This window comes from Paenibacillus sp. J22P143, from assembly GCF_059692035.1.
Genome location: NZ_JCAUAQ010000002.1, coordinates 213,364 through 237,721, shown reverse-complemented (window position 1 = coordinate 237,721; position 24,358 = coordinate 213,364). Strand labels below are relative to the sequence as shown.

Genomic DNA, 24,358 nt, shown 5'->3' with positions numbered 1-24,358 from the left:
AGAGGCAGTCGTAATAATCGTAACATGTAACTGACTGATTTCTCTGTCAATTAGCTTTAAAAATTGGTTCTAAATACTCGCAGTATAGAAACCGTTAGAAGTTAGTAATATTTTAGTCAAAGCCAGCCCCTCCTCTACCAATACTTAAAAGAAATCCGTCAGATACGTTGTTCGTTCCGGAATGAATCGTTCCAATCTGGAGATCTCATCCGCGCTGCCGTGTAGACGGCCAATGTGATGCAGCAACGAGGCTCGCTTATAACCCATTAGCAGCGCTGATAACGTCTGGATATCACACGAAATGACGTCCCGCTCCGCCTCTACCTCGGCGCCGCCCCCACTATGGAACACTTGTTCCTCATCCAGCTTTACGATGTCGTTCCCTTCAGCGCTCCCAAGTTGAATTCGGAATATCCCGTTATTCCATTCGGCTTGATCGTCCTGAAGCTGCAGATAGAATGGCTTGCTTACCTCAGTTCCATCCGCAACTTCGTTAAATGGATATGACTGCAGAAAGGCTTCGGCATCGACGATCCGTGCCATAAAATAAGGAATGACTTCCTGCTTGATTCGGGGATCCGCCAACAAATAAGGCAGCGGGTCGCCAAGCGGCGCCTGGCATACTACTTTGTCAACCATCGAGTCATGATTGGAGATCAATCGCCATAGCGCACGATTGGCGTCCTCACTTAGTGCAACCAACTCATGTACGGTGAGTATCCTTTCCTTTACCTGATATATGATGTAGCCTTCCGGCTCACCAGCAGGATTCAAGTACAGGGTTACGATCCCTTTCTTAGGCTTGAAAACTCTATTACTCCACCATGCTTCGGTCCGAACGAGCATTCCGTTAAAGCGTTTCGCATACGCCTCATAGATCGGATTCAGCACCGCCGCTTCCGCTTCGATCCGTCTCAGCGTGCTACCTTCTGCAACCTCCGGCTTGGGTAACTGGTTTGCGGCAATTTCATAACGCATGTAATCAATATAGGCTTCCCAGCCGTATTTGCGATAAAACGCAAAGGCAAACGGCGCTAGGAACGATACGACCTGCCCGGACTCTTTCATCGATTTCAGCGATTGTGACAACAGTTGGCCGACCATTCCCTGACGACGATATTCTGGCCATGTCGCAACAGAAGCAATGCCGCCCATCCCCAATGCTTTGCCGTTAATCCACGTTTTCAACTCCAGAATCATTAATTTCGCTGCTAGCCGATCCTCCACGAAATATCCCCAGATCTGTTCGGACTTCATCACAGCCAACCGGTCTTCCCGCTCCTCCGGCAACATAGCAAATTGAAAAGCAAACTCCGACAACGCAAGACTGTCCTTCAATTCATCCTGCTTCAATAATCTGATTTGATCCATAGGGCCTCCCATTTGTCTATTTGCTTCCATTCTAACATGTAGAATTCAAAGCAATCCATACAACCCGAATATTATCAACATTCTTAAAACAGAAGAAGTAAATAAAAGGAATTTGAGTGCATATGTGGAATAGATGTATATACACATTATGATGCCTTGTAACTTGGAGATGCCTTTCATTCGTTCATGAAATAAAGGGGGGTAAATGTATATGAAATCAACGGGAATCGTAAGAAAAGTAGACGAGCTGGGACGTATTGTTTTGCCTATTGAGCTTCGACGTACACTTCATATTGAGATCGGTGATGCGATCGAGGTCTATGTAGATCCAGAGCGTATTACACTTAAGAAGTATATGCCTGCTTGTGTGTTCTGTGGTAATTTTGAGGACATGTCCTATTTCAAAGGGAAGCTCGTTTGCAGCAAATGTATTGATGAGATTACCTAAACAAAATAACATTTGCATAATTTGGAATTAACGTGTAAATTAAATACCTAAGTGCATAGTCACGGGAGCTTGGTGAGACCAGGCTGAGAGGATAGTTACAACTATCGACCGTTAAACCTGATCTGGATAATGCCAGCGGAGGAACACAAGATCTCTTTGTATACCAGGAGACCGCCTCTATTAGAGATGCGGTCTTTTTTCGCAGCATGAATCCTCCGCTTGATCACAATCAATTATAGGAGGCATGGGAAAATGTCAATGGAAACAAGTAAAGAAAACGTCTCTTCTTCAATCTCCTCTTTTCCGGGAAGCAAAAAAGTGTATGTCGAGGGCTCGCGAAAGGACATCCGAGTTCCTATGCGTGAAATCACATTGAGTCCTACAACAGGTGCTTACGGAGAACAGGAAAACGCCCCTCTGCGTGTGTACGACACGAGCGGCGCATATACAGACGAGGAGATCCAAACGGATATTCGTGAAGGAATTCCACCTAATCGTTTGAATTGGATTTTAGAACGCAGCGATGTTGAACTGTATGAAGGAAGAACGATTAAACCGGAAGATAACGGATATTCCAAGGGCGAGCACGTTGCTGAGGTTTTTCCCGGTTTACATCGTCACCCTATGCGAGCGAAAAATGGTCGTAATGTAACCCAGATGCATTATGCACGTCAAGGTATCATCACGTCCGAAATGGAATATATCGCGATTCGCGAAAATGTATCTCCGGAATTTGTGAGGGACGAGGTCGCTCGCGGCAGAGCGATTATCCCCGCAAATATTAATCACCCTGAGAGTGAGCCTATGATTATTGGACGTAACTTTCTCGTGAAAATCAATGCGAATATAGGAAATTCTGCTGTATCGTCCTCCATTGAAGAAGAAGTGGAAAAAATGAGATGGGCTACTCGCTGGGGCGCTGATAATATTATGGATCTCTCTACGGGTAAAAACATTCATACCACCCGAGAATGGATTATTCGTAACTCCCCTGTTCCTATTGGTACCGTACCTATTTATCAAGCACTAGAGAAAGTGAATGGCAAAGCAGAAGATTTGACATGGGAAGTGTACCGAGACACGCTTATTGAACAAGCTGAGCAAGGCGTCGATTACTTTACCATTCATGCTGGTGTTCTGCTGCGTTATGTTCCTCTTACGGCTAAACGAGTAACAGGTATTGTTTCACGAGGCGGCTCTATTATGGCAGCCTGGTGTCTCGCCCACCATCAGGAAAACTTCCTGTATACACATTTTGAAGAGATCTGTGAAATCATGAAAGCCTATGATGTATCCTTTTCATTAGGCGACGGTTTACGCCCAGGATCTATTGCAGATGCGAATGATGAAGCCCAGTTTGCAGAATTAGAAACGTTAGGTGAACTCACCAAAATCGCCTGGAAGCATGACGTGCAAGTCATGGTAGAAGGCCCTGGTCACGTACCCATGCATTTAATCAAGGAAAATATGGATAAACAACTTGAAATCTGTGATGAAGCTCCTTTTTACACATTAGGACCGCTTACTACGGATATTGCGCCAGGCTATGACCATATCACTTCTGCCATTGGAGCAGCGATGATAGGCTGGTTTGGTACAGCCATGCTGTGCTATGTAACTCCCAAAGAGCATTTGGGCTTGCCCAATAAAAATGACGTTCGTGAAGGGGTTATCACCTATAAAATTGCTGCTCATGCCGCTGATTTAGCCAAAGGTCATAAAGGCGCCATGGATCGCGATAATGCGTTATCTAAGGCACGTTTCGAATTCCGGTGGCATGATCAATTCAACTTATCCTTGGATCCAGAAAGAGCCATAGCGTATCATGATGAGACACTGCCTGCAGAAGGTGCCAAGATCGCTCATTTTTGTTCGATGTGCGGTCCTAAGTTCTGCTCCATGCGGATTTCCCAAGATATCCGAGACTACGCCAAACTACAAGGCATTGAGGATGCGCAAGCCATTGAACAAGGCATGAGTGAAAAGTCGGAGGCTTTTAAGAAAGCGGGTCACAAAATTTATACGTAAACAAAAGAGGGTTGCTGCGGCAACCCTCTTTTCCTTTCAGTGAATCTTCATCTATTAGAAGGAATTATCCTTTCCACTCATCCGCCTCCGCTTCGAACATAAGAAGCTCGTAACTCGCAACAACGCCCCCCTGTATACCGAACTTTTCCTCGTATACTTCATACATCTTGGCGAACAGACGTCGTTTGCTGAGACCATGCCATGCAATGGCTTCTGACGTGCTAGCTCCCATTGCTTTTACGGAGTAAAGAAATTCTCTTACAGACGCATACATTTCTTTTTGGATCGAATGCTCGTCTTGGATATGTGAAAATCCCGCTTCTAAAAGCCATTCCTTCCACTGCGCTCTCGATTGTAAAGACAGCCCATGCCGCTGCGGTTCTATACCGATTGCTCGATATACTTCTTGAAATGACTCGTGCAATTCATAGAACGTATCGGGTCCGAAAGTGGTGAACACCAGCCTGCCTCCAGGACGAATAATCCGCCGAAGATGCCCTAGCGTTTGCCTTGGATGATTCAGCCATTGGAAACAGGCGTTAGAGACGATGAGATCAAATGAAGCTGTTGGAGCATCATGCGCCCACGTTTCAACATCCCCAACCAAAAATCGTAATCGAGACGAAAGGCCGTATACGGCATCTATCTCGTTCCATCTACTTGATCGCACTCGCTGTTCAGCTACTTTGATCATCTCTGGTGCGATATCAAGTGCAGTAATCGACACGGATGACGACCACTTGTTCAACAAAATTTCGGTAAGAGCTCCCGTGCCGCAGCCGATCTCAAGTATGTTGAACTCATCTGCGTGGACATCCCGCAGAGATTGTGCCAGCCTCTCAGCCATGCTTCGCTGCACATGGGCATGATGATCATACAACCCCTTGGAGCTACGGTTAAACTGACGACGAATAGCGGTTTTCTTCGCGTTCATGCCACCAACTCCTCATTTTATCAGCTATGTCAGCCTCTCTTTCCATAAACGGAGCATGCCCACGATTAGGAATTGCAACTAACTCCGCATCCGGCAATTGGGCTGCAAGCTCTCGTGCAGCGCCGTAAGGGCAAATCTGATCTGCAGTTCCATGAACGATCAGCACAGGACAAGTGAGAGTCGGCAACTCAGACACGATGTTCACATCTCGCAAAATCTGGAGGCCAGATAGGAGTCCTGAGATTGTCCATCCACCAGGGAAAGGAAGTCCCCCTCCAAGACCTTCTTCTAATTCATCTTCTGTAAATAAGTTTTGCCGAAATTTAGTTTCAACACGTTGTGGATCCTTCTGCAGCTCTGTCATCATCTGTCTAATGGCTGCAGCTGACCATCCTAGCTCCTTCTCTTCTTTGGAACGGGTAAATCGAGCATTTGCCGCAATGACCACAAGTCCATCCCCGTAACCTTTGGCTGCTAATCTCAGTGCTAATAATCCACCGAGGGACCATCCGCAGATCAACAGCCTGCCACGCTCATTCGAAGAAATGATAGGCATGGCGGCCGTTTCCGTCAAGAGTAGCATTTCCTCAGGCGAATCCGCCTTACTGTAATCGACAGATATGTGATGAAAATCAGGCAACAACGCTCGCACACGATCGAAAACCTGATCCGACATGCTCCATCCAGTCAGCCACAACACGGTTGATCTTGACTCTCTCCGAGTTTTCACATCCTGTGTCATCATCGCTTCAACACTCCCAGTTGGAATCCAATGCTGCGGATATGTTCAACAGCATCCGTCAGTTCTTTTTCTGTGTGGGCGGCTGATAAAGAGAAGCGGATACGAGCCGTGCCAACAGGAACAGTCGGCGGACGTATCGCTACTGCAGCAATTCCTTCAGCTTCAAGTGCTCTGCTAAAGCGTAAGGTCGTAGCGTTATCACCAACAATCACGGGTACAATCGGGGAGTTGCCGACACCGATCGTGAAACCGGCCGCCCTCAGCAGGGAACGGAATAGGCCGCTTAACGCGAATAGCCTTTCTCGGCGCCAGTGCTCAGCTTGGACCAAGGCTAACCCCTCCGCAATACCAGCTAGGATCGAAGGGGGTAAAGCGGTCGAGTAAATGAGCGGTCTCGCTTTGTTAATCAACCATCGAATAAGCATATGACTGCCGCAGATATATGCGCCATAGACACCGAACGATTTGCTGAACGTCCCCATATGAATATCCACATCATCGTGCAGGGAGAGCTCGTGGCATAATCCCTCTCCGCGCTTCCCGTAAATTCCCCCGCTGTGAGCCTCATCTACCATCAGCATAGCTCCGAACTCGCGTTTAAGCGCCACTAGCTCACGCAATGGCGCCTGATCACCGTCCATCGAGAACACAGCGTCCGTTACGATTAACTTCCTTCTTTTGTCTCGGTACTTATGCAGTAACCTACGTAAATGTGCCATATCATTGTGACGGTACCTAGCGTGTTCAGCTCGACTCCCTATAATCCCGTCCGTGATGCTCGCATGATTCCATTGATCGCTGAAGACCACATCTCCCCTGCTTACAAGCGCGCCAATAACACCAGAATTAGCCATATAGCCGTTTGCAAAAGCGAGTGCCGCTTCACATTTCTGCCAAATCGCTATCTGTTCTTCAAGACTTTCATACGGTGGCCGATTGCCCGTCACAAGCCTCGAAGCGCCTGAACCTGCTCCTTCTGTAAGCAGCGCCTTCCTCATCCCTTCAATGATTGCGGGATGCTGGGCGAGTCCAAGGTAGTCATTGGATGACAAGTTGAGCAACACTTTTTCTCCTCGCACGATGTAGCCTGGAGATCCGACTACTGGATTACTCCTGCGCAAGGATCGCTCCAACGAGGCTCCAGCGAGTAACTCAAGTTCTTTTTCCATCCAATTCATAGCATCCATGGTTATCACAACCTTAAAGGGCGTTTAATTCGATTTCAAAGCCCAGATCTTCAATGATTTGATGATCAGCCGTAATGTCTTGACCTGCTGTCGTTAAATAATCGCCTACAAAAAGTGAATTAGCAGCATATAGGGACAGTGGCTGTAGGCTACGGAGGTTGACCTCACGTCCGCCTGCCACACGAATCTCTTTCGATGGACAAATGAAACGGAACAAAGCCAGTACCTTCAACGCTTTCATCGAAGGCGTACGGCCTGCGTGTTCTAGCGGGGTTCCAGGAATCGCATTCAGGAAATTAATGGGAATCGAATCTACATCGAGTTCGCGGAGGGCATAAGCCATTTCAACTATTTCTTGATTGGTCTCACCCATACCGATTATGACGCCGGAACAAGGGGACATGCCTTGCGACTTCACTTGATCCACGGTTTCAACCCGTTGGTCGTAGGTATGAGTTGTGGTAATAGATGCGTAATTAGCTTTGCTGGTGTTCAAGTTATGGTTGTATCGATGTACGCCTGCTTCTGCAAGTCGTTCGGCTTGGTTGCCCTTGAGTATGCCCAGACATGCGCAAATTTTTAGCGGCATCGTTTCACGTATTTCTTTTACTGCGTCTACGACTTGATCTAGCTCCTTATCTGTCGGGCCTTTACCAGCCGCCACGATGCAATAGGTTCCCGCCTTGCGTGCCAACGCTTCACGCGCCCCAGCAAGCAGCGTATCTTTATCAAGCAGTGTGTACTTGGCAACAGGCGCCGTCGAAACAATGGATTGCGAGCAGTAGCCACAGTCCTCGGGGCATAGCCCGCTTTTGGCATTAATGATCATGTTCAGCTTTACTTTCTTACCATAAAAGTGTTTCCTCACCTGAAAGGCAGCCTGCAGCAGTAGCAGCACTTCATCATTGTCGGCTTCTAGGACAGCGAGCCCTTCCTCTAGCGTAATACACTCCCCTAGTAACGCTTTCTGTGCAAGCGATTGCCATTTCAAATCAACAATAATTGTATTCATTTCTATCATCCTCCTATGTATTCAATACCTGTCTGATCGGCCCCAATTGGATGGTTTGTCGAACGGTATGTATGAACATTTCTGAATTCGAACTGGCGGGTATGTGGGGAAACCTGCCTAGGACCTTTGTACCGCTGTACTGTTCGATTAGCTCCGCATTGGTAGCCATGCTCGGGTCGTCAGGCGGGTTCAGCCATTCCCCGTCATTCATAATAATACCTACAATCGGAACGCCATGAGCCCTCAGAAATGACACCGTCAGAAGCGTGTGGTTAATCGTGCCGAGGCTGGAACGCGCTATAATTAATGTTGGAATCCGAAGCTCCGAAATCAAATCCACCATAAGACTGTCATGGGTAAGCGGTACACCGACGCCGCCTGCGCCTTCGATGAGCAGCGTATCGTAACGTTTAGAAAGGGGAATACCTGCTGCAATCAGCTCCTTGAGCGTAAGCGTCACACCCGCCTGTTTAGCGGCTAACAGCGGCGTAAGCGGTGCTTCGAAGGTAAATGGTGCCACATCTTCTGGGCGCTCATCGATACCCGTCATTTGCAGCAACCTCTCCGCATCGGTCAATCCGCTGCCTAGCCGTACACCGGATTGAACAGGCTTCCAGACACCCGCATTCATCCCTTCTGCTCGAAGCGCAGCAGTAATAGCCGCAGTGACCACGGTCTTCCCAACGCCAGTGTCTGTCCCTGTCACAAATAAACCGCGTATCCGTTCAACGCTCTCTCTGCTCATATCAATGAGCCCCTTCTGTCACGCTAATGATGGATTCTACTAAAATATCCGTCATCGCATCGAGCTCAGCTTCATTAGCCGCAAGCGGAGGGATAAACACCATCACATTGCCAAGCGGTCTTGTTAGCATGCCAAGTTCTCTGGCACGCAGACTTGTGCGCACACCAATTCGTTCTGCCCAATCATACGGCTCGCGTGAAGACTTATCGCGTACAAGCTCGATTCCGATCATCAATCCCTTCTGCCGGATATCTCCGACGTGCGGGCGATCCTTAATCGCAGCGAGCTTACGCTCGACAAATGCCGCCTTCGCTCTAACGCCTTCAACCATGCTGCGCTCTTCCATCAACTTCAAGCTGGCTAGCGCAACCGCACAACCAAGCGGGTTGCCTGTGTAGGAATGACCGTGAAAAAATGTCTTCTGCTCTTGGTAATCCGCATAGAATGCCTGGTAGATCTCATCTGTCGCGAGTGTTGCTGCCACCGGCAAATAACCGCCTGTAAGCCCTTTTCCAACCACCATCAAGTCCGGTGTAACCTCTTCGAGATCACAAGCGAACATGGCACCCGTCCGACCGAAGCCAGTCGCCACCTCGTCAGCGATTAACAGTACGCCGTGTTTCCGGCACAAGGCTGACATTTCACGCAAGCAGCTCGGCGGCATAACAACGATGCCCCCAGCCCCTTGCACAATGGGCTCCACGATGAGAGCTGCAATCTCATCCGCCCGCGCCTCCAGTAAATGACGCAGTGCAGTGAGTGTAGCTTCCAATACCTCCCTCTCACCCCCATCATGGCGATAAGCGTTGGGATATGGAATGACGTGCGAAGGAAATAACATGGGGCGGTACACTTCATGATAAAGAGGAATAGCGCCGACACTTACCGCACCGATTGTATCTCCGTGGTACGCTTGATTCATGGTGATAAACTTCGTTTTACCTCGTGCTCCTTGGTTATGCCAGTATTGAAACGCCATTTTGATCGCAATCTCGACAGCTGTCGCACCTGAATCCGAGTAGAACACCTTATTTAATCCTTTCGGTGTAATCTCCACCAGCTTCTCAGCAAGCTCGATCGCTGGTACATTGGCCATTCCGAGCAGCGTGGAATGGGCGACGCGTCCCAACTGATCCGTGATGGCCTGATTCAACTCGGGAACATTATGTCCGTGTACGTTGAGCCAGACGGATGAAAAACCGTCCCAATAGGCGCGTCCATGGACATCAAATAACTTCATGCCTTCCCCACGCTCAATAATGAGCGGATCAGCGTTATTGTAGTCTTTCATTTGCGTAAAAGGATGCCATAAGTATTCCTTATTCAGGGCAGCAAGCCGTTCATAATTCGTTAACACATGAATCACCATCCGTTAATCATTTAATTGTCAACCAAATTAAAATTATATAGGTTGACAATCGACTTTGGCAATTCTAACAAATAGGAGGAATTCTGTAAAGGAAATTTTACCAGATCCCGCAAAACCAAAAGCCCCCAAATGAGAACTTCTTCTCATTCGGGGGCTTCATCTTTACTATTTCAACTCCACCTGAACCTGCGCAGGTCGATACACCGCCAACAACTCACCTGCCGTATTCGCGGCGAACATCACCGTACGTTCCGCTTCCAGCTCGAACGCGTAGCTCCCACCCGTTGCCGGATCGATCACTTCGATCTGCGTATCAACGCCGAACTCCGAGACGAAGATAAACAATGCGCCGGCGTCGAAGCTCAGCTTGCGCCCGTAAACACCGGGCAACTGCCCGCCCTTCACCCACGTTAGCTCCACCTCAACGCCAGCCGACTTCAGCGCATAAGCGTACAGCTTCTTTAGCACATCATCACGCTCGCCCAGCTCAACCGGTAGTGGGCACCAGATCAGCTGCCCTTTGCCTAGCTCATAGCTGCGAACGATACCATGCTGAGAATTCCAGTCTCCGTCATCGGAGAGCGCAACTTCTTTATTCAGCTGAGCGATCCGTGCACCGCCGAAAGAAACGGGGTACATCTCGCCATCCAATACCATCGCCTCTTCACGGACAATGTTGCTAAGCACGGTTTCGCCAACCACGTCAGTCAATCGCGCTGTCGGAGCCCAGTACTCATTTAAGCCAATAGGTCCAGTAAAGAGCAGCGTCCCCCCGTTCTCACGCACATGCGTCGTTAATTTCTCCAAAGCGTCATCACTGAAGTTATGTGCGCTAGGCACGATAATCAGCTTCGGCTGATCCGACGCTAACGCCTCCAAGTGATACTCACTCAACCCGCGGAATGGCACATTCATGCCATAAGCTAGTGTACGTGTCAGCTTAGCTGTTGCGTCACCGGCAACTTTTCGCGTGGAAAAATCATTCGAATACGGGAATACAGCAACGACATCCTCTAATTTACGGCCAACGAAGAGATCTCGAATCTCTCCCATGAATGCCCCGAAATCATAAGAAACATCCGCCTCCGGCTTCTCTGTCCCGTCTGCCCGAAGCGCACCGATATGCGACTCATTGATGTTGTTCATGTAGAAGTTAATATTCCAAATCCACTGAACAGCTCCCGCTCCGCCTGTCGAGAAAGCATACGCATATTTCCTCTCCAAAATATTTCGCAACTCGTACTCCGAACGCTTCGCACGCCCATCCGCAGTCTCGACATACATTATGCCGGTCTCTTGAATCAAACTCGGCTTCGCCCACGCCTTGGAGAAAATCCCGTCCCACACCAATTGGTCCATCAACCACCAGGTGTGCACCGTTGTATAATCCACAGCTTCTGCATAAAAGAAAGGCGATGGCCGCTGCGCTCCTAAGCCCTCATCTTGGCCCACCGTTGCCAGCTGAGCTGGATTGATACTGCGAATCGTCGCGATCAATTCCTTCGCCCACCGATTGTGCATGTCCATGGTGAATAGGGTGTAGTCCAGCCATGGTGAGCCTTTTTTCTCCACAGTCTCCGTTGTACTCATGTTCACCTCGGAAGGATCAAGCAAACGGACGCTAGCAAAGCTCGGCAGCTCCGCAGGAGACATATTCCAACGCTCTTGCAGCTTGCGAATATCCCCATGTCGATCCTCCAGCCATGCCACATAAGCCTCGTGCTCGAAAGGATCATGCGTTGACTGCGGCCCAGCAAAAGGCTTGCTCGGATTAAACATCGATGGCTCATTGATCAGATCCCAATGCACGTTCGTCGTTTCCTTATGTCTGGACACCACCGAAGAAATAAACCGCTTCTGCGCTTCTACGCTGCGAGGATCCAAGTACGGATTCACGCCTTCCCACAGCTCTGGTGTAAACGAGAAGAAATTGAAGGTGACCTCGATTCCATGCCTTTTACATGTCAAAATGAAAGCATCAATGCTGCGCAGCACCTCCTCATAAGGATGCCCGTCCACGAACATGATTTGACGCCACGCCGACCAGACGCCAGTACGCAGCAGGTTGATGCCCGCTTTGACCATTTGCGCAATATCCCTGTCCCACACGGAAACATTCGGCAGGAACAAAAATTTCCTCGCCACATCGCTCGTCATATACGTCATCCCAACGATCGGAAGCGGACGTCCGTCCTTCCAGAAGTAGTCGCGATCACAAGACATCGGCGTTCCTTCACGAAGCAAATCTGCATCATATCCCCAGAAGCCTTGGTTAAAGATGCGCGTTTCCCCCGTATTGGCTACCGCTTTACAAAACGTTGTATAGTAACCCGGTTCAATATCAATGGGCATGTTTACCTTTTTAAAAGAGAGCTCACGTGACGCGTTCATCGAGAATTCCGTCGTCCAGATCGGGGACGCATTCCCTTCTTTCATCACTTCAACGTGGAACGTCCATGACATATTCTCTGAACTTGCTTCCGTACGATTCGCAATCGTCTGCAATTGAACAGTCAAAGCTGCGCGGTCACCCGGGTCATAACAAGCATAGTTCGGCTTGAACCAAATTTCCGTCACGCCGCGCTTCGTATAAGCAGCCAACTCGCCGACTAGCGCAGCTCCACCATTACCCCAGAAGGTTTCATCCGTGACCACATTAGCGAAAATCCAACGGCTCCCAGCGAACGCACCCTTTGTGTTCTCAAGAAGCACAATAGGCGCCGCGACCTCACGGCCTTCGCTAGAAACCCCCTTCAGCAAGGGAGTGAAATGCGCATCCATCGGACCGCTGGAACCAATTTGCCCTGGATGATCATCGGTCCGCGTCACATGTAAGGCGAATCCAACCGTCGGTTGAATAGCGAACAGATTTTCCTTGCCAGCAAGCAGCGGTAACTCGGTATTCGCAGCATATCGAGCAATGGGTGCGTCATCAACGGAAAGGATTTCATGAATTTGAAGCTGCTGATGGTAAGCCGTCTGCTCAATCTCCAGCTCCCAGCCTTCTGAACCAAGGTAAGCCGGTACTCGGAATGGCGCACTGCCTACATGTACGAATCCTTTGCCTTTACGCACATGAGCGAGGATCGCCTGCCAAGCTGACTTAGGAAAGTAACGTCCATGTAGATGAATGAAGTTATCTGCCCCCTGCTGCAGCGCTTCTTGTAACTCATTTGCCCCAACCACTCTTCCTAGTTCTCCAAGCTGTGCAACAGCCTTGTCATCAGGCCGGATTCCTTCGTATGGAAACGCGGGATCGTAAAATATGATCGTTGTAAGCATGCTCTCATCCTCCAAGTGGGTATGTGTCCCAATGACATCTCGTTCGAGATTTGTTATTTTTGTTAGGATAACAACTTATGATTATGCACATAATTTACTCACTTTCTTAGATGAGGTCAATCTTTTTTTAAAACAAACCTACGAAGCAGCTGAATATTGACAATCTCACTCGGATCAGGAAGAATAGATTTGTTAGGTTCGATATGTATTATTATTAAGTATTTTTCAACATAAAAGGATGTCTATCATGAGTAAAAAAGTGTCCATGCAGCAAATTGCCGACCGACTCGGTATGTCCAAATACACCGTATCTCAAGCATTATCAGGTAAATCAGGCGTTAGCGAAGAGAACCGGCTTCGTATTCAGGAGACCGCGAAAGCCATGGGCTATACGCTCCAGCAGACTCATACGCAACGCTCGCCGAAGAGCTCTCGAGCTGATGATGCAGAAACGAATGAAGGTACGCACACGCACACAACAGCCGAAATTACTCCCTATATCTTGGTCTGGATTCAGTCTGTCTATTTACAGGATAACCCTTTCTGGGGGAAAGTCCTCACCGGTATTGCCTCAGCTAGCAAAGAGTTAGGCTATGAGCATCTCATCGTACCCATCGCACCTCACCACAAGACCCAGCTGCAGATGCCTTCCTATCTCGATCCATCACATTGCATGGGGCAGCTGCTAGCAGGAACCTTTCCTGCGCAGTCCGTCATTTCTTTGAAGATGAGCGGGATTCCGCTCGTCCTCATTGACCATCATGAACCGCTCATCGAAGTCGATAGTGTGCTCAATAATAATTTGGACGCTGGCAAAATGGCCTGTCAACGCTTGCTCTCCACTGGCGCGAAGCGCGTTATTTTCATTGGCGATGATCAATTCGCCGTTAGCTTTAAAGAGCGATGGTGGGGCTGTCGCATGGCCTTGGAGGATATGGCTGGGCACGTTGAGCACTATCATTTGAAGAAATGGCAAATCGATTACTCCGGGCCTCACATGCTTCAGCACTTGGAGCGTAAAGTAGCGGCACTTACCGAGGAAAACATGCCCGATGGTTTTATTTGTGCTAATGATCACCTAGCGCTAGCACTATTACCTATCTTAAAACGTCACGGCCTCGATGTACCTGGTCAAGTTAAGGTCATTGGACTGGACAATATCGAAGCGGCCGCCTATGCGACTCCTGCGCTTAGCACAATTGAGCTCGGAAAAGAATCTCTAGGCATCCGAGCTGTAGAAACGTTGCTGTACCGATTGAAACACCCAGGCAGACAAGTGGAGAAGGTTGTGTTATCTTCTCGCTTCATCGCGCGGGATTCTGGTTAGCATGGCGATTGGTTTGACCATAGTAAATAAACACGCCGAATTCGGCGTGTTTATTTGCTGTTACTATTCCGTCGATCTGCCCATCATCTGCCGATACTATTCCGTCAATCTTCCCACCATCTGCCTATTCTAACGGACACCATGGACGTTATTCCCGACCAAATTGGTTTTATCAGAAGCTAACGGACATCAGCGCCTCTATTGAGGCAAAACAACTTGATTTAGGACTGAATTCCTCGAAATAGCGTCTTCTGTGCCCGTTAGCTTTAAAAAACCCTTATTTTAACCCAAATAGCGTCCTCTGCGTCCGTTACGGACGATCATCTTCTATAAATAACTAAGCACAACGGATACTAGCATGCCCGCAAGCGCAATCCAAAATAAGTAAGAGCGCCCGATTCGCTTCAAGCTTTTATCTTGACGATCCATGACATTTTTCTTCCGATTGCTGCTCGTCTTCGTTTCTTCCTCTAGCTCATCATTTACTTGGGATTTCCAATTCACGAATTGAAAGCCAACCCCGCTTATAACAACGGATACCATCATTAAAATCAAAGAACCCATAAATACCTTGTCCGCAATGGACGCCATGCTGCACTCAACCTCACTATCTGACTGTAGTTTATCCATTATACTTCATACAGGAAAGCCATGCCAGCTTGATGATGTTCACATTTAGTCATTAACACTTATTGCTGCGGTATCTCCTTATTGGACCACCAGTTTTAACATCAGGTATCACTTTACCCTTTTTAACTAGAGACTTAAGATATTTAACTGCAGTATTTCTATGGATTCCAACTGCTTGAGCTATCGTAATCGGCGAGTAGGCATTTGTCTTATTTTCAATAAATTTGAAAATAGCAAGTTCCGTTGGAGTCAACAGTGGTTGGGCAATATTTGATTCAATCCCCCACTTCGCTAACGCATGCATCAACTGTTGTTGGCAGCGGCGTGGCTGCTCCAGGATGCTATGCAGTGAAAAGCGCAGCACCTTCCAATCGTCGATGATAAGGTCATTCTGGCGGAATCGGTCATCTGAAAATTTATACGAATCCACGTTATGACCATGTGTTCCCTTATCGTCTACTTCGATGCACATTTTGATAAAGGTCGATGGTTTGGCCAAATCAAGGTATCGGAAGCCGTCTTTAAAATCCATCACTTCGTACTCAGCAAACCAACCGTCAAAACTCCCAACAGCAGGCCAGAACACATGGATAATGTATTTCATTAATGAGAAACTCAGACCCTTTTGCAGTCGCAGCCGCCGATCCCCTGTGCACGACTTGATTTGTAATGCCATCCACTTTTCGTACGCAGCACGTAGCTGCAAACTCATCTCACCATATATTTTCTCCATCTTCTTCTCCACCTTGAGGAAATAAAATAGCCGCTTGCACTGGAAACGAGTTCCGGTGCAAGCGGCGTGTGCTTCACGACCTTGATAATGAGTAATTTACTTCAAGTTAAGGAAAATTACAATAGTTTTTGAAAGAAACACTTCCTTGTGCGCTATCGTGCGTCATCCGACGGGGGCGATGCACTTGCGCACAAGTTTTGTGCGCTAGCGTGCGTCAGCCAACGGAGGCGATCCCCTTGCGCACAAGTTTTGTGTGCTAGCGTGCGTCGGCCGACGGGGGCGATGCACTTGCGCACAAGTTTTGGGCGCTAGCATGCGTCAGCCGACGGGGGCGATCTCCTTGCGCACAAGTTTTGGGCACTAGCATGCGTCGGCCGACGGGGGCGATCTCCTTGCGCACAAGTTTTGGGCGCTAGCACGCGTCAGCCGACGGAGGCGACGTCCTTGCGCACAAGTTTTGTGCGCTATCGTGCGTCGGCCGACGGGGGCGATCTCCTTGCGCACAAGTTTTGTGCGCTAGCATGCGTCGGCCGACGGGGGCGATCTCCTTGCGCACAAGTTTTGTGCGCTATCGTGCGTCGGCCGACGGGGGCGATCTCCTTGCGCACAAGTTTTGTGCGCTAGCGTGCGTCAGCTGGCGGGGGCGATCTCCTTGCGCACAAGTTTTGTGCGCTAGCGTGCGTCAGCTGGCGGGGGCGATCTCCTTGCGCACAAGTTTTGTGCGCTAGCATGCCTCGGCCGACGGGGGCGATCTCCTTGCGCACAAGTTTTGTGCGCTAGCATGCGTCGGCCGACGGGGGCGATCTCCTTGCGCACAAGTTTTGTGCGCTAGCGTTGCTTTTTCTACAGAAAAAGCAGAAAAATAGCTTACAGCGTACGATCGCCAGGCTTCCAGTTCGCTGGGCATAGACCGCCAGCTTGCAGCGCTTGAAGCACACGCAGCGTCTCGTCAACCGAGCGTCCTACATTCATGTCGGTGACCACTTGATAGCGCAGCACACCATCAGGATCGATAATGAACAAACCGCGGTGCGCAGCACCTGTTTCATCATCTAGGACGCCATAGGCACGTGCTGTTTCTTTGGAGAAATCACTGACCAAAGGAAACTTCACAGGGCCAATGCCGCTTTGATCTCGCGGTGTTTGTGTCCATGCACGGTGCGTGTAGACACTATCTACAGATGCGCCGACGATGTCACAATCGAGGTCGAGGAACTGCTCGTAATGATCGCTGAACGCGGTGATTTCCGTTGGACATACGAAGGTGAAGTCGAATGGCCAGAAGAAGAACACGAGCCATCTGCCACGGTAGTCCTCGAGCGTCTCCATATTTTTCGTGGAGAGTAGGGAGAAGCTCGGTGCTGGCAGCCCTATTTTAGCAAAAGTAGGATTAGATTGAACGGTTAGTTGTTGTGTCATGGTGTAATCTCCTTTGGGGTTATGAATTAGCTAGCGATTTCGGCTAGTGCTTTTTTGAGTTTGGTGACGTTGAGACCTAGAATCTTGTGTTCGCCAATCACTGTAACAGGCAGTGACATTAAGCCCATATCGTGCAGCTCTTGTCCAAATTGATCATTCAGATCGATGTTTCTTTCTTCAAAACCAACTTGTTGCTCTGTTAAATATTTTTTCAGTTGAACACAATACGGGCAATTAGTACTGGAATATACGATTACATTAGACATAGTTGGTCATCTCCTAAAAGGTTGAATTATTTGTATTGCGGGATCAATTGAGCCCGTTTATTAATAAATTTATCGACAGCCATTGCAGCAATCGCACCATCAGCAGCGGCAACAACCGCTTGTTTGACTGGGGTACGTCTCACTTCTCCTGCTCCAAAAACACCTGCAACCGGCGACTGCATGGAACTATCCAAGATCATAAAGCCATCCTCATCGAGAGGGACTTGATCCTGCAAGAAATCCGTACCTGGCTTGCTGCCAGATAGGAAAACGAATACCCCATCCACGTCCAGCACTTCCTCGCTGCCAGAGCTTGTACGAATTCTGAGACCTTGCACTTGCTTGTCCCCCAGCACTTCGAGCGGCTTGGTTTTGTAGAGGATGTTCGTGCCTTTCAATTCCGGAAGGTGATGAACACCTTGCAGCTCAGGACGCGGTACGACGAAGTGGATTTGACTGGCGAACTTACTTAAGGCTTGCGCTTCTTCCAGTGCTTCTTCGGAATCTCCGATCACAGCAACCGTCTTCCCTTCGAAAAATGCACCATCGCAAGTCGCACACGTGCTAACCCCGCGTCCCATCAGATTTTCCTCACCAGGCAGCATGCGATTGCGTCCCTTGGACCCTGTTGCAATGATGATGGACTTGCCTTCATACATCCCATCAGCGGTAAACACATATTTCGTTTCGCCTTCCACATCTACGTTGGTAATCGTTGTTTGGATGAACTCTGCTCCAAAGCCTTTGGCTTGTTCTCGCATCGTTTCCAGCAGATCCTTACCCGACAATTCCCCGATAACGCCGGGATAATTCGCAATTTTATGCGTTATGGCTAAAGCTCCTGTATTCGGCGCTTTATCGATTACTAATGTTTTCAAATTACCTCTTGCTGTATAAATCGCCGCAGAAGCTCCCGCGGGTCCAGCTCCAACAATAATGACATCATACATGGTCATGCACTCCTTCTATACGGCTTTCGATTAAATCGATAATATATATCAGATAATAATTATTATAAATAAAATAAGAATAAAGTCAACCTTATTTATAATAATTCTAAATAACAAGAAAAAGAGCTGCTAGAACGTAGGCGATTTCCTACTTCTAGACAGCTCTTATTTTTACGCTATGAAGACTACAAATCATCCTCTTCCCTTTTCACAGGGTACGGATATGGTGGATATTGCGGATAGTACGGCGGATAGGGATATGGATACGGATATGGGTATGTGTTGTAAGGTGGGTATGGATAGTACGGTTGTGTCGCCGCGCCATATAACAATGGAGCCACTACCCAAGGCAGCAAATTGTTAAAGCCACCACCGTGGTGAGGAAAGTGGCCAGGCCCTCCTGGAAAGTGTCCTGGACCTCCAGGGCCGCCGGGGAAGTGTCCAGGTCCACCAGGGCCTCCTGGAAAGTGACCCGGTCCACCAATGCCTCCAGGACCATGACCTGGGCCTCCAATGCCGCCAGGACCTCCGATTCCATGTCCAATACCGCCGCCATGCCCTCCGAGCGGTGGTCTAAATTCTTGATCTTCACGCTTCGTCATATCGGAATCACTCACAATCTGTGTATAGTTTGATTTTCTACTATACTGTATGTGTGCGATTGCCTACTCGGTGAACAAAAGCCCAAAAATGGGCGGATTATTGGGACAAACTAGCTTTTTTCTCCTTTTCTTTAGCTGCTTTCATCTGTGCGTACATGGTTCTATATGTCGTGATCATCGCCGTATCATATCCATTTGTTGTTAGCTTCGTACTGGTTTCACTCATAATTTGTTCAAAGCGACTATCAATTTCTGCGACCTTTGCATCGCCTTGAGCTTTTAAACTTTCACTTGGCGTAGCTTTGTATTGATTATACAGCGCTGTTAGGGCTATATCAGCCTCTGTCTGTAAAGAGAGTAACTTTCCAAGCGCCTCCGCTTCGATTGAGCTCTGAGATGGTTTCACCGGAGCGACGACTCCACCGCCATCTCCAAAGATTGGCACTCCCGGCACAGGCTTGGCCGTCTCCGGCAATTTCACTTCTGTTGTCTTCTCTACCGTGGTATCCGCGGACACCGTATACGTTTCCGGATCCCAATTGATCGTCTTCCCAACCGACTCCGAGAAGAAACGAATCGGCACATACAAACTGCCGTCCACAATATAGCCAGGCAAATCTTCAGATGGACTTTTCGCTACGCCATCGAATACGTAAGAAATCTTTTCTTTATACACCTTCAAATTACTTGTCGTTAACTTGGATTTATCGAACTTCTCATCGCTCTTCGCATACACCTGAGCATTTATTTTATATTCATTAATGTTGATCTTGTCTGAAGCTTTAGGCTCCGCGATCGTCACCGTGTAGGTATCCGAGTTCCAGTTTACTGCTTTATCCAGCGAGTATGAAACGAATCGAATCGGGACATACGTCGTGCCTTCATAGATGAAACCCTGCTGACCTTCTGGAGGTGCATATTCCTTCCCGTCAAAAGTAAAATGCATCGGGATCTGATACACATCCACATCCGTTGGTGCTTGTGCTGCTGTTGCTTGTGCAGATGTCCCAACGAGTAAAGCTAAAGATAATCCCGCTATCGCTTTCAATCGATTGCTAACTTTCACTTACAAAGCACCTCATCTATGTATTATTGGGAAGAAACGACTTTCTGAACGGCAGCAATCTCTGCCGATGTAAATTTGGCGTAGGCGATCTTCTTTAACTCTGACTTATTCTCTGGCGTTAAGCCGCCGCTAGCCATTTGCCGCAATCGATTCAGCTCAGACACTGAGAAGCGGCTCATCACAAACTTGATCGCTTCTTGCTTGTTCGAGAAAGCTAAGCCGTCCTTCTTCTCGCTCGTATCTTGCTTCTCCTGAGCATTGCTGCCTGTTGTCTGAGCCGTTGTGTTAGGTACAGACTTCGCTTCAGCCTGGCCCTGGTCTGCAACTGCTTTGTCGGTACCATTCGACTTCGCCTTGTCTATTGCTTGTGGATTGGATGTCGACACTGGCGCATTGGACATAGCTACATCTTTGTTCTCAGGCAAAACAGGTAACTCCATATCGGCCAATAATTGTTCATTGATCGTGGCTTCACGAACCAGTTGATCGGCAATTTTATTCCCAATCAGATTCATTGCATAGGCATAGGCCGAATATCCGCCCACTCCAATGAGGCCGAGAACAGCCAAGACTACCAACCATTTAGTACGTTTTTTCACCAAAATCCCCTCTAACCCTATATACTCTTCACTTACTTCTGCGTGTCTTTAAATGATTTCCCTTGGCTCAATCCATATTTCGCTGCGATCCCAATCAGTTGGTTATACTCATCTTCCGACAGCTTCTTCAGAATGATCTCCTTCGCCTTCTTCTTCTCATCCACAGACAAGCCATTCCCAGCCATCTTGGTAAAAAGTTGAAGATCCGACGCGCTTAATTTCTTCAATAGTACCGAAGTAACCGAAGCCTTCTCTTTCAGTGTAATAGCATCCTGAACCTCTTTCGCCTTTTCCGAAGACACTTGTGCCTGATAACTGAATTTATCTTTCGATTCAGATTGCGTTAGCGCAGCCGTCTGTCCAGCTTGCACAGCTCCGCTACTTTCACTGCTAGAATTCTTAGGAGTAGACGGCGCTCCCGTACGCTGCGAATTCTCTTCTCCTTGTTTATCCCCGGAAACTGCGGACTCTACCGGATGAAGCTTCGTGCCTTCACCACTCTCAACTGATTTCATAGAATCCGTTGCACTCACCAAACTATCACTCTCAAAGGCTTGTCCATTTATTTCAATAGGAACCTGCGGGATCATCGATTGCAGGACATAAGACATAGCGATATTCATTCCAAAATACCCAAGAGCCAACAGGACAATCACACTACTTCCTATCCAAATCAATCGTTTCTTCCACTTCTTCAGAGCCATCACAACACCACCAGATTAAGTACAAGATATGCCATAATTATAAGCTTTTTGAGCCCAGAAGTCACATCATGTCGGTAAAAAAAGCACCCAACGGGTGCTTGATAAAAAAGCAGACTTCTTATGTCCGATTCGACATATTTCGACACACATTTCATAGGTCTTAAGTTATAATTATGTTAGCTACATCATACAGGGGGCTATGCAATGCCAAATTACTATTTTACAGAGTTGTGGACACCATTGAAATTAGCTGGTATTAAGCTTTTCAAAGACGATGAGGGCGATATTTGGATCAAGTTTTGGGGTTTTAAACGTAGACGACTAACGAGCAAACCATAATTGAATTTGTTAAATAGTCGAAATAAGAGGGACTAGCGACAGGGTCATTAGTCCTATCTTTTGAAATTCGTTTATCCTACTTCACAATAGGCCAAACACGCCACAAGTGATGATATCGTTTCTTGCTGCGCGCGCAGCAATTTGGAAACTTCCCATTGTCCCTTATGTAAATCCTGTTCAATCAGACCTAGCATCCAGAACGAATAGACCATGGCATAACGATGATAGTCTGTAATAAAAACCCTCCGATCTACTTCCCACCCTAGCTTTACCCTCTGATTCATATATGCGTTGAGAGCTTCCAAACGTACCGCAGGACTGATCATTTTAGGAAAATCCGGATGTGTCATATCTAATAAACCATACAAATCCCAGTACACCGAATTATGATGAACAAACTCCCAATCTAGAATAATTAACTCATCACCGCGCCGACTCATATTCCCCTGATGATAATCACCGTGCGATATCACAATCTCCATTTCGAAGCTGCCATTCCATTGCGTTAGAAGCTTCTCAATCGCTACTACCTTCGTCTGTTCTACTCCTAACGTTAACAAACGCTCCCTTGTAATCGGGAACGCATTCAGCATGTCCTGCTGTAAATCAGCTAAATCTGTTTTATCCCCTGCAAAATGACTCGGCACCCGGTCTAGTGGTAGACTATGCCATAATGGCACGCACGCGGCGGCCACCGCATAATCCTCTTCCGTCAGGTGATGCGACATCTCGCCCATATCTTCATAGATCGCCCAGTAGCGATCAGGATCTTCATGCTCGGCTGCCGCGTACAGCGCAGGATACCGAACCGGCACCGCAGGTAGCAAATGCTCGTAGATCCATTTCTCGCGACCAACCGTCTTCCCATTCGTTAATGGTTTGAAAATATACGACTCTCGCTTTCCATTCAGCTCCACCCAGAATCGCTCAATGACCTTGCCATTGCGCCCAGTATAGAGTGGCTGTCTATCTATTAACCTTGCGCTATCTAACTCGCCAGTGGGCGTCACCAATCTGCTGAGAACCTGTTCACGCTGTTTACTCACCGCTAACACACCTCCGGCTTCATTACTATGCCACTATCCTTATTCACGGACACGCTCGCATTTCCTCTTCTCCTGAAAAAGAAAAAAGCACCTGCGCCAGGTGCCCTTCGGTTATGTATGTAATCTCGTTCGGTGATAACTAATTTTATCAAAAATCTTCGTCCGCTCCACATCACAGATACAGCTGTCTAGGATCACTTCATTGAACCGCAACCAAAAAGAATGCCAATACTTATCCATTCTACTTCCTCCTCGATTTCACATAAACCACGGCGGAGGCACGATGTTTCGGAAGCTGGCTGACATCTTGGATTCATGAATCCATCTTAGTCCCTTTAGCTTTGCGTCACTGATTTTCATCAGTTTTGCCATTATCGTCCGGTTATGTGATTGACTTGTATCTCTATTGTAACAAATCTACAATTTGGGACAATGGTCTATTCGTCGTGTTCTTTGTGGTGAAGGAGGGGCGAAAGAACTAGATTGGTGGGGTTGATATTAATATTTACTTCTGAAATGAAATATAATTGATTTTATTATTAAATTTAAATAGAAATACCTTAATTATCTTAAATAAGTCACAATATCTTCTAGCCTCTTTCTATGCGAAACTGCGACTTTAAAAGACTCTTGAAGATGTCCAACGCTTATCATCATAATAATATTTTCAGCTTCATTTATACCAATTGTCTTTTTAAACTTTCTATCCGTTTTATGTGTGGTACTCCAATTTAGAGGACATGCTCCTAAACCATGATAATGCAAACCATATAAAAGGGACATGGCAAACATCCCACCATCAATAAATGATTGATTTCTTTCATGAGGCCCATCAAATGCCCTGATATCATTAGTTACAATTAAGAGTTTATTTGACAAATGACCAAAACCTCTATTCCCATTTTGGAAACTTAGAATTTTCTTGATAAGATATTTATCACTTACAATGTAAACATTTGAAGCTTGTCTATTACATGCTGATGGTGATTTTTGGGCAATGGTAATCGCTTCATTAATAAGTTTTATATCGACAACTTCTTCTGAATAATCTCTGACAGAGTATCTTAGTGCAGCAAACTCTTTGAACCCTAGTTTTGAGACTTGAATAATATCATCCTTTGAGAACTCTTTATAACCTCCTTCAATAGAATCACTAATTATATTTATTCTATTTATCAATCCTTCATAGATTTCTATTAACGCTGAAAAATCCCTAAACTGAGAATTATAATCTAAATATTGTTTAAGTACGCTTATTGATGATAAAAATTGATCTCCCTCAATTGAATAGCCTTCATCTATGTATTCCTCACAAAGTTTTAATAAAGATTTTGCAACATCTTGCCCAAACCCCTGTTTTACATCTGGCATTGATAGGCCTTTTTCCAATACATGATAATGCTTGATTATTTTTGCCTCAATAGAAAAATAATTATGTTTGTTAGTATTAAAATAATATCTTCGAAAATCATAATAATAATTTAATACTAAATGATAATACATCTTAAACGGTCTAAGTTTACTTTTCATTTTAGTTAATAACACTTTTGCCACCACCA

24 protein-coding genes and 2 riboswitches are annotated in these 24,358 nt (G+C 47.2%); of the genes, 4 read left to right on the top strand and 20 right to left on the bottom strand.

Going from position 1 to position 24,358, the window contains the following annotated elements; all coding sequences use genetic code 11:
- Positions 1 to 144: 144 nt before the first annotated feature.
- Positions 145 to 1,371, bottom strand: coding sequence for a GNAT family N-acetyltransferase (locus AC58PQ_RS04835; RefSeq protein ID WP_497240839.1), 1,227 nt, complete (start codon positions 1,369 to 1,371; stop codon positions 145 to 147).
- A gap of 211 nt (positions 1,372 to 1,582) precedes the next feature.
- Between AC58PQ_RS04835 and AC58PQ_RS04830 the strand changes: the two genes are divergently transcribed.
- Both AC58PQ_RS04830 and thiC read left to right on the top strand, forming a co-directional pair.
- On the top strand, positions 1,583 to 1,819 hold the full coding sequence (locus tag AC58PQ_RS04830) for an AbrB/MazE/SpoVT family DNA-binding domain-containing protein (protein ID WP_497240838.1): 237 nt from the start codon (positions 1,583 to 1,585) through the stop codon (positions 1,817 to 1,819).
- 51 nt (positions 1,820 to 1,870) lie between these two features.
- Positions 1,871 to 1,980: riboswitch (TPP riboswitch) on the top strand.
- A gap of 91 nt (positions 1,981 to 2,071) precedes the next feature.
- Complete coding sequence (gene thiC, locus AC58PQ_RS04825) at positions 2,072 to 3,847, top strand: phosphomethylpyrimidine synthase ThiC (protein WP_497240837.1); 1,776 nt, start codon at positions 2,072 to 2,074, stop codon at positions 3,845 to 3,847.
- A 64-nt stretch (positions 3,848 to 3,911) separates the two neighbouring features.
- Here thiC and bioC read toward each other — a convergent pair whose 3' ends face one another.
- The 7 genes from bioC to AC58PQ_RS04790 all read right to left on the bottom strand — a co-directional run bounded on the left by bioC (position 3,912) and on the right by AC58PQ_RS04790 (position 13,118).
- Positions 3,912 to 4,781: a malonyl-ACP O-methyltransferase BioC gene (gene bioC, locus AC58PQ_RS04820; RefSeq protein ID WP_497240836.1), complete on the bottom strand. Its 870-nt coding sequence runs from the start codon at positions 4,779 to 4,781 to the stop codon at positions 3,912 to 3,914.
- Positions 4,744 to 5,526 carry an alpha/beta hydrolase gene (locus AC58PQ_RS04815; protein ID WP_497240835.1) on the bottom strand — a complete coding sequence of 261 codons (783 nt, stop codon included), beginning with the start codon at positions 5,524 to 5,526 and terminating at the stop codon, positions 4,744 to 4,746. The genes bioC and AC58PQ_RS04815 overlap by 38 nt, the downstream gene beginning before the upstream one ends.
- Positions 5,523 to 6,701, bottom strand: coding sequence for an 8-amino-7-oxononanoate synthase (bioF, locus tag AC58PQ_RS04810; protein WP_497241290.1), 1,179 nt, complete (start codon positions 6,699 to 6,701; stop codon positions 5,523 to 5,525). Before bioF ends, AC58PQ_RS04815 begins: the two co-directional genes overlap by 4 nt.
- 22 nt (positions 6,702 to 6,723) lie before the next feature.
- On the bottom strand, positions 6,724 to 7,722 hold the full coding sequence (gene bioB / locus AC58PQ_RS04805; RefSeq protein ID WP_497240834.1) for a biotin synthase BioB: 999 nt from the start codon (positions 7,720 to 7,722) through the stop codon (positions 6,724 to 6,726).
- Positions 7,723 to 7,735: 13 nt separating this feature from the next.
- Positions 7,736 to 8,467 carry a dethiobiotin synthase gene (gene bioD / locus AC58PQ_RS04800; RefSeq protein WP_497240833.1) on the bottom strand — a complete coding sequence of 244 codons (732 nt, stop codon included), beginning with the start codon at positions 8,465 to 8,467 and terminating at the stop codon, positions 7,736 to 7,738.
- A 1-nt stretch (position 8,468) separates the two neighbouring features.
- A complete protein-coding gene (gene bioA, locus AC58PQ_RS04795) occupies positions 8,469 to 9,836 on the bottom strand; it encodes an adenosylmethionine--8-amino-7-oxononanoate transaminase (protein ID WP_497240832.1) in 1,368 nt (455 codons plus the stop codon).
- A gap of 165 nt (positions 9,837 to 10,001) precedes the next feature.
- Positions 10,002 to 13,118 (bottom strand): beta-galactosidase, encoded by a 3,117-nt coding sequence (locus AC58PQ_RS04790; RefSeq protein WP_497240831.1) that lies wholly within the window; start codon positions 13,116 to 13,118, stop codon positions 10,002 to 10,004.
- Positions 13,119 to 13,365: 247 nt separating this feature from the next.
- On the opposite strand from AC58PQ_RS04790, the gene AC58PQ_RS04785 reads away from it, so the two are divergent.
- Positions 13,366 to 14,445, top strand: coding sequence for a LacI family DNA-binding transcriptional regulator (locus AC58PQ_RS04785; protein WP_497240830.1), 1,080 nt, complete (start codon positions 13,366 to 13,368; stop codon positions 14,443 to 14,445).
- 327 nt (positions 14,446 to 14,772) lie between these two features.
- Here the strand turns inward: AC58PQ_RS04785 and AC58PQ_RS04780 are convergent, their stop codons facing one another.
- The 9 genes from AC58PQ_RS04780 to AC58PQ_RS04740 form a co-directional block, all read right to left on the bottom strand.
- Positions 14,773 to 15,036, bottom strand: a complete 264-nt coding sequence (locus AC58PQ_RS04780; RefSeq protein ID WP_497240829.1) for a hypothetical protein — start codon at positions 15,034 to 15,036, stop codon at positions 14,773 to 14,775.
- 91 nt (positions 15,037 to 15,127) lie between these two features.
- Positions 15,128 to 15,808 (bottom strand): putative endonuclease domain-containing protein, encoded by a 681-nt coding sequence (locus AC58PQ_RS04775; protein WP_497240828.1) that lies wholly within the window; start codon positions 15,806 to 15,808, stop codon positions 15,128 to 15,130.
- Between the two features lie 867 nt (positions 15,809 to 16,675).
- Positions 16,676 to 17,227 carry a peroxiredoxin gene (locus AC58PQ_RS04770; RefSeq protein ID WP_497240827.1) on the bottom strand — a complete coding sequence of 184 codons (552 nt, stop codon included), beginning with the start codon at positions 17,225 to 17,227 and terminating at the stop codon, positions 16,676 to 16,678.
- Between the two features lie 26 nt (positions 17,228 to 17,253).
- A complete protein-coding gene (locus tag AC58PQ_RS04765; protein WP_310500553.1) occupies positions 17,254 to 17,493 on the bottom strand; it encodes a glutaredoxin family protein in 240 nt (79 codons plus the stop codon).
- A gap of 26 nt (positions 17,494 to 17,519) precedes the next feature.
- Positions 17,520 to 18,443, bottom strand: coding sequence for an NAD(P)/FAD-dependent oxidoreductase (locus AC58PQ_RS04760; protein ID WP_497240826.1), 924 nt, complete (start codon positions 18,441 to 18,443; stop codon positions 17,520 to 17,522).
- Positions 18,444 to 18,628: 185 nt separating this feature from the next.
- On the bottom strand, positions 18,629 to 19,045 hold the full coding sequence (locus AC58PQ_RS04755; RefSeq protein WP_497240825.1) for a hypothetical protein: 417 nt from the start codon (positions 19,043 to 19,045) through the stop codon (positions 18,629 to 18,631).
- 97 nt (positions 19,046 to 19,142) lie between these two features.
- A complete protein-coding gene (locus AC58PQ_RS04750; RefSeq protein ID WP_497240824.1) occupies positions 19,143 to 20,111 on the bottom strand; it encodes a copper amine oxidase N-terminal domain-containing protein in 969 nt (322 codons plus the stop codon).
- 23 nt (positions 20,112 to 20,134) lie between these two features.
- Positions 20,135 to 20,710: a hypothetical protein gene (locus AC58PQ_RS04745; protein ID WP_497240823.1), complete on the bottom strand. Its 576-nt coding sequence runs from the start codon at positions 20,708 to 20,710 to the stop codon at positions 20,135 to 20,137.
- A gap of 32 nt (positions 20,711 to 20,742) precedes the next feature.
- Positions 20,743 to 21,414, bottom strand: coding sequence for a hypothetical protein (locus tag AC58PQ_RS04740; RefSeq protein ID WP_497240822.1), 672 nt, complete (start codon positions 21,412 to 21,414; stop codon positions 20,743 to 20,745).
- Positions 21,415 to 21,618: 204 nt separating this feature from the next.
- Here AC58PQ_RS04740 and AC58PQ_RS04735 point away from each other — a divergent pair, with 204 nt between their 5' ends.
- Positions 21,619 to 21,753, top strand: coding sequence for a hypothetical protein (locus tag AC58PQ_RS04735; RefSeq protein WP_497240821.1), 135 nt, complete (start codon positions 21,619 to 21,621; stop codon positions 21,751 to 21,753).
- Positions 21,754 to 21,824: 71 nt separating this feature from the next.
- Here AC58PQ_RS04735 and AC58PQ_RS04730 read toward each other — a convergent pair whose 3' ends face one another.
- The 3 genes from AC58PQ_RS04730 to AC58PQ_RS04720 all read right to left on the bottom strand — a co-directional run bounded on the left by AC58PQ_RS04730 (position 21,825) and on the right by AC58PQ_RS04720 (position 24,344).
- The gene (locus AC58PQ_RS04730) at positions 21,825 to 22,799 is read right to left on the bottom strand and encodes a phosphotransferase (RefSeq protein WP_497240820.1); all 975 of its coding nucleotides are present in this window, start codon (positions 22,797 to 22,799) and stop codon (positions 21,825 to 21,827) included.
- 111 nt (positions 22,800 to 22,910) lie between these two features.
- Entirely contained in the window at positions 22,911 to 23,039 is a 129-nt protein-coding gene (locus AC58PQ_RS04725) for a hypothetical protein (protein WP_497240819.1), read from the bottom strand.
- A 47-nt stretch (positions 23,040 to 23,086) separates the two neighbouring features.
- Positions 23,087 to 23,179: riboswitch (cyclic di-GMP riboswitch) on the bottom strand.
- 184 nt (positions 23,180 to 23,363) lie between these two features.
- On the bottom strand, positions 23,364 to 24,344 hold the full coding sequence (locus AC58PQ_RS04720) for a nitroreductase family protein (protein ID WP_497240818.1): 981 nt from the start codon (positions 24,342 to 24,344) through the stop codon (positions 23,364 to 23,366).
- Between the last annotated feature and the right edge of the window lie 14 nt (positions 24,345 to 24,358).

Excerpts from the sequence above, each read along its gene's own strand:
- AC58PQ_RS04835 (WP_497240839.1), bottom strand. The coding sequence starts at position 1,371 with ATGGATCAAATCAGATTATTGAAGCAGGATGAATTGAAGGACAGTCTT.
- AC58PQ_RS04830 (WP_497240838.1), top strand. The coding sequence starts at position 1,583 with ATGAAATCAACGGGAATCGTAAGAAAAGTAGACGAGCTGGGACGTATT.
- thiC (WP_497240837.1), top strand. The coding sequence starts at position 2,072 with ATGTCAATGGAAACAAGTAAAGAAAACGTCTCTTCTTCAATCTCCTCT.
- bioC (WP_497240836.1), bottom strand. The coding sequence starts at position 4,781 with ATGAACGCGAAGAAAACCGCTATTCGTCGTCAGTTTAACCGTAGCTCC.
- AC58PQ_RS04815 (WP_497240835.1), bottom strand. The coding sequence starts at position 5,526 with ATGATGACACAGGATGTGAAAACTCGGAGAGAGTCAAGATCAACCGTG.
- bioF (WP_497241290.1), bottom strand. The coding sequence starts at position 6,701 with ATGAATTGGATGGAAAAAGAACTTGAGTTACTCGCTGGAGCCTCGTTG.
- bioB (WP_497240834.1), bottom strand. The coding sequence starts at position 7,722 with ATGAATACAATTATTGTTGATTTGAAATGGCAATCGCTTGCACAGAAA.
- bioD (WP_497240833.1), bottom strand. The coding sequence starts at position 8,467 with ATGAGCAGAGAGAGCGTTGAACGGATACGCGGTTTATTTGTGACAGGG.
- bioA (WP_497240832.1), bottom strand. The coding sequence starts at position 9,836 with ATGGTGATTCATGTGTTAACGAATTATGAACGGCTTGCTGCCCTGAAT.
- AC58PQ_RS04790 (WP_497240831.1), bottom strand. The coding sequence starts at position 13,118 with ATGCTTACAACGATCATATTTTACGATCCCGCGTTTCCATACGAAGGA.
- AC58PQ_RS04785 (WP_497240830.1), top strand. The coding sequence starts at position 13,366 with ATGAGTAAAAAAGTGTCCATGCAGCAAATTGCCGACCGACTCGGTATG.
- AC58PQ_RS04780 (WP_497240829.1), bottom strand. The coding sequence starts at position 15,036 with ATGGCGTCCATTGCGGACAAGGTATTTATGGGTTCTTTGATTTTAATG.
- AC58PQ_RS04775 (WP_497240828.1), bottom strand. The coding sequence starts at position 15,808 with ATGGAGAAAATATATGGTGAGATGAGTTTGCAGCTACGTGCTGCGTAC.
- AC58PQ_RS04770 (WP_497240827.1), bottom strand. The coding sequence starts at position 17,227 with ATGACACAACAACTAACCGTTCAATCTAATCCTACTTTTGCTAAAATA.
- AC58PQ_RS04765 (WP_310500553.1), bottom strand. The coding sequence starts at position 17,493 with ATGTCTAATGTAATCGTATATTCCAGTACTAATTGCCCGTATTGTGTT.
- AC58PQ_RS04760 (WP_497240826.1), bottom strand. The coding sequence starts at position 18,443 with ATGTATGATGTCATTATTGTTGGAGCTGGACCCGCGGGAGCTTCTGCG.
- AC58PQ_RS04755 (WP_497240825.1), bottom strand. The coding sequence starts at position 19,045 with ATGACGAAGCGTGAAGATCAAGAATTTAGACCACCGCTCGGAGGGCAT.
- AC58PQ_RS04740 (WP_497240822.1), bottom strand. The coding sequence starts at position 21,414 with ATGGCTCTGAAGAAGTGGAAGAAACGATTGATTTGGATAGGAAGTAGT.
- AC58PQ_RS04735 (WP_497240821.1), top strand. The coding sequence starts at position 21,619 with ATGCCAAATTACTATTTTACAGAGTTGTGGACACCATTGAAATTAGCT.
- AC58PQ_RS04725 (WP_497240819.1), bottom strand. The coding sequence starts at position 23,039 with ATGGATAAGTATTGGCATTCTTTTTGGTTGCGGTTCAATGAAGTGATC.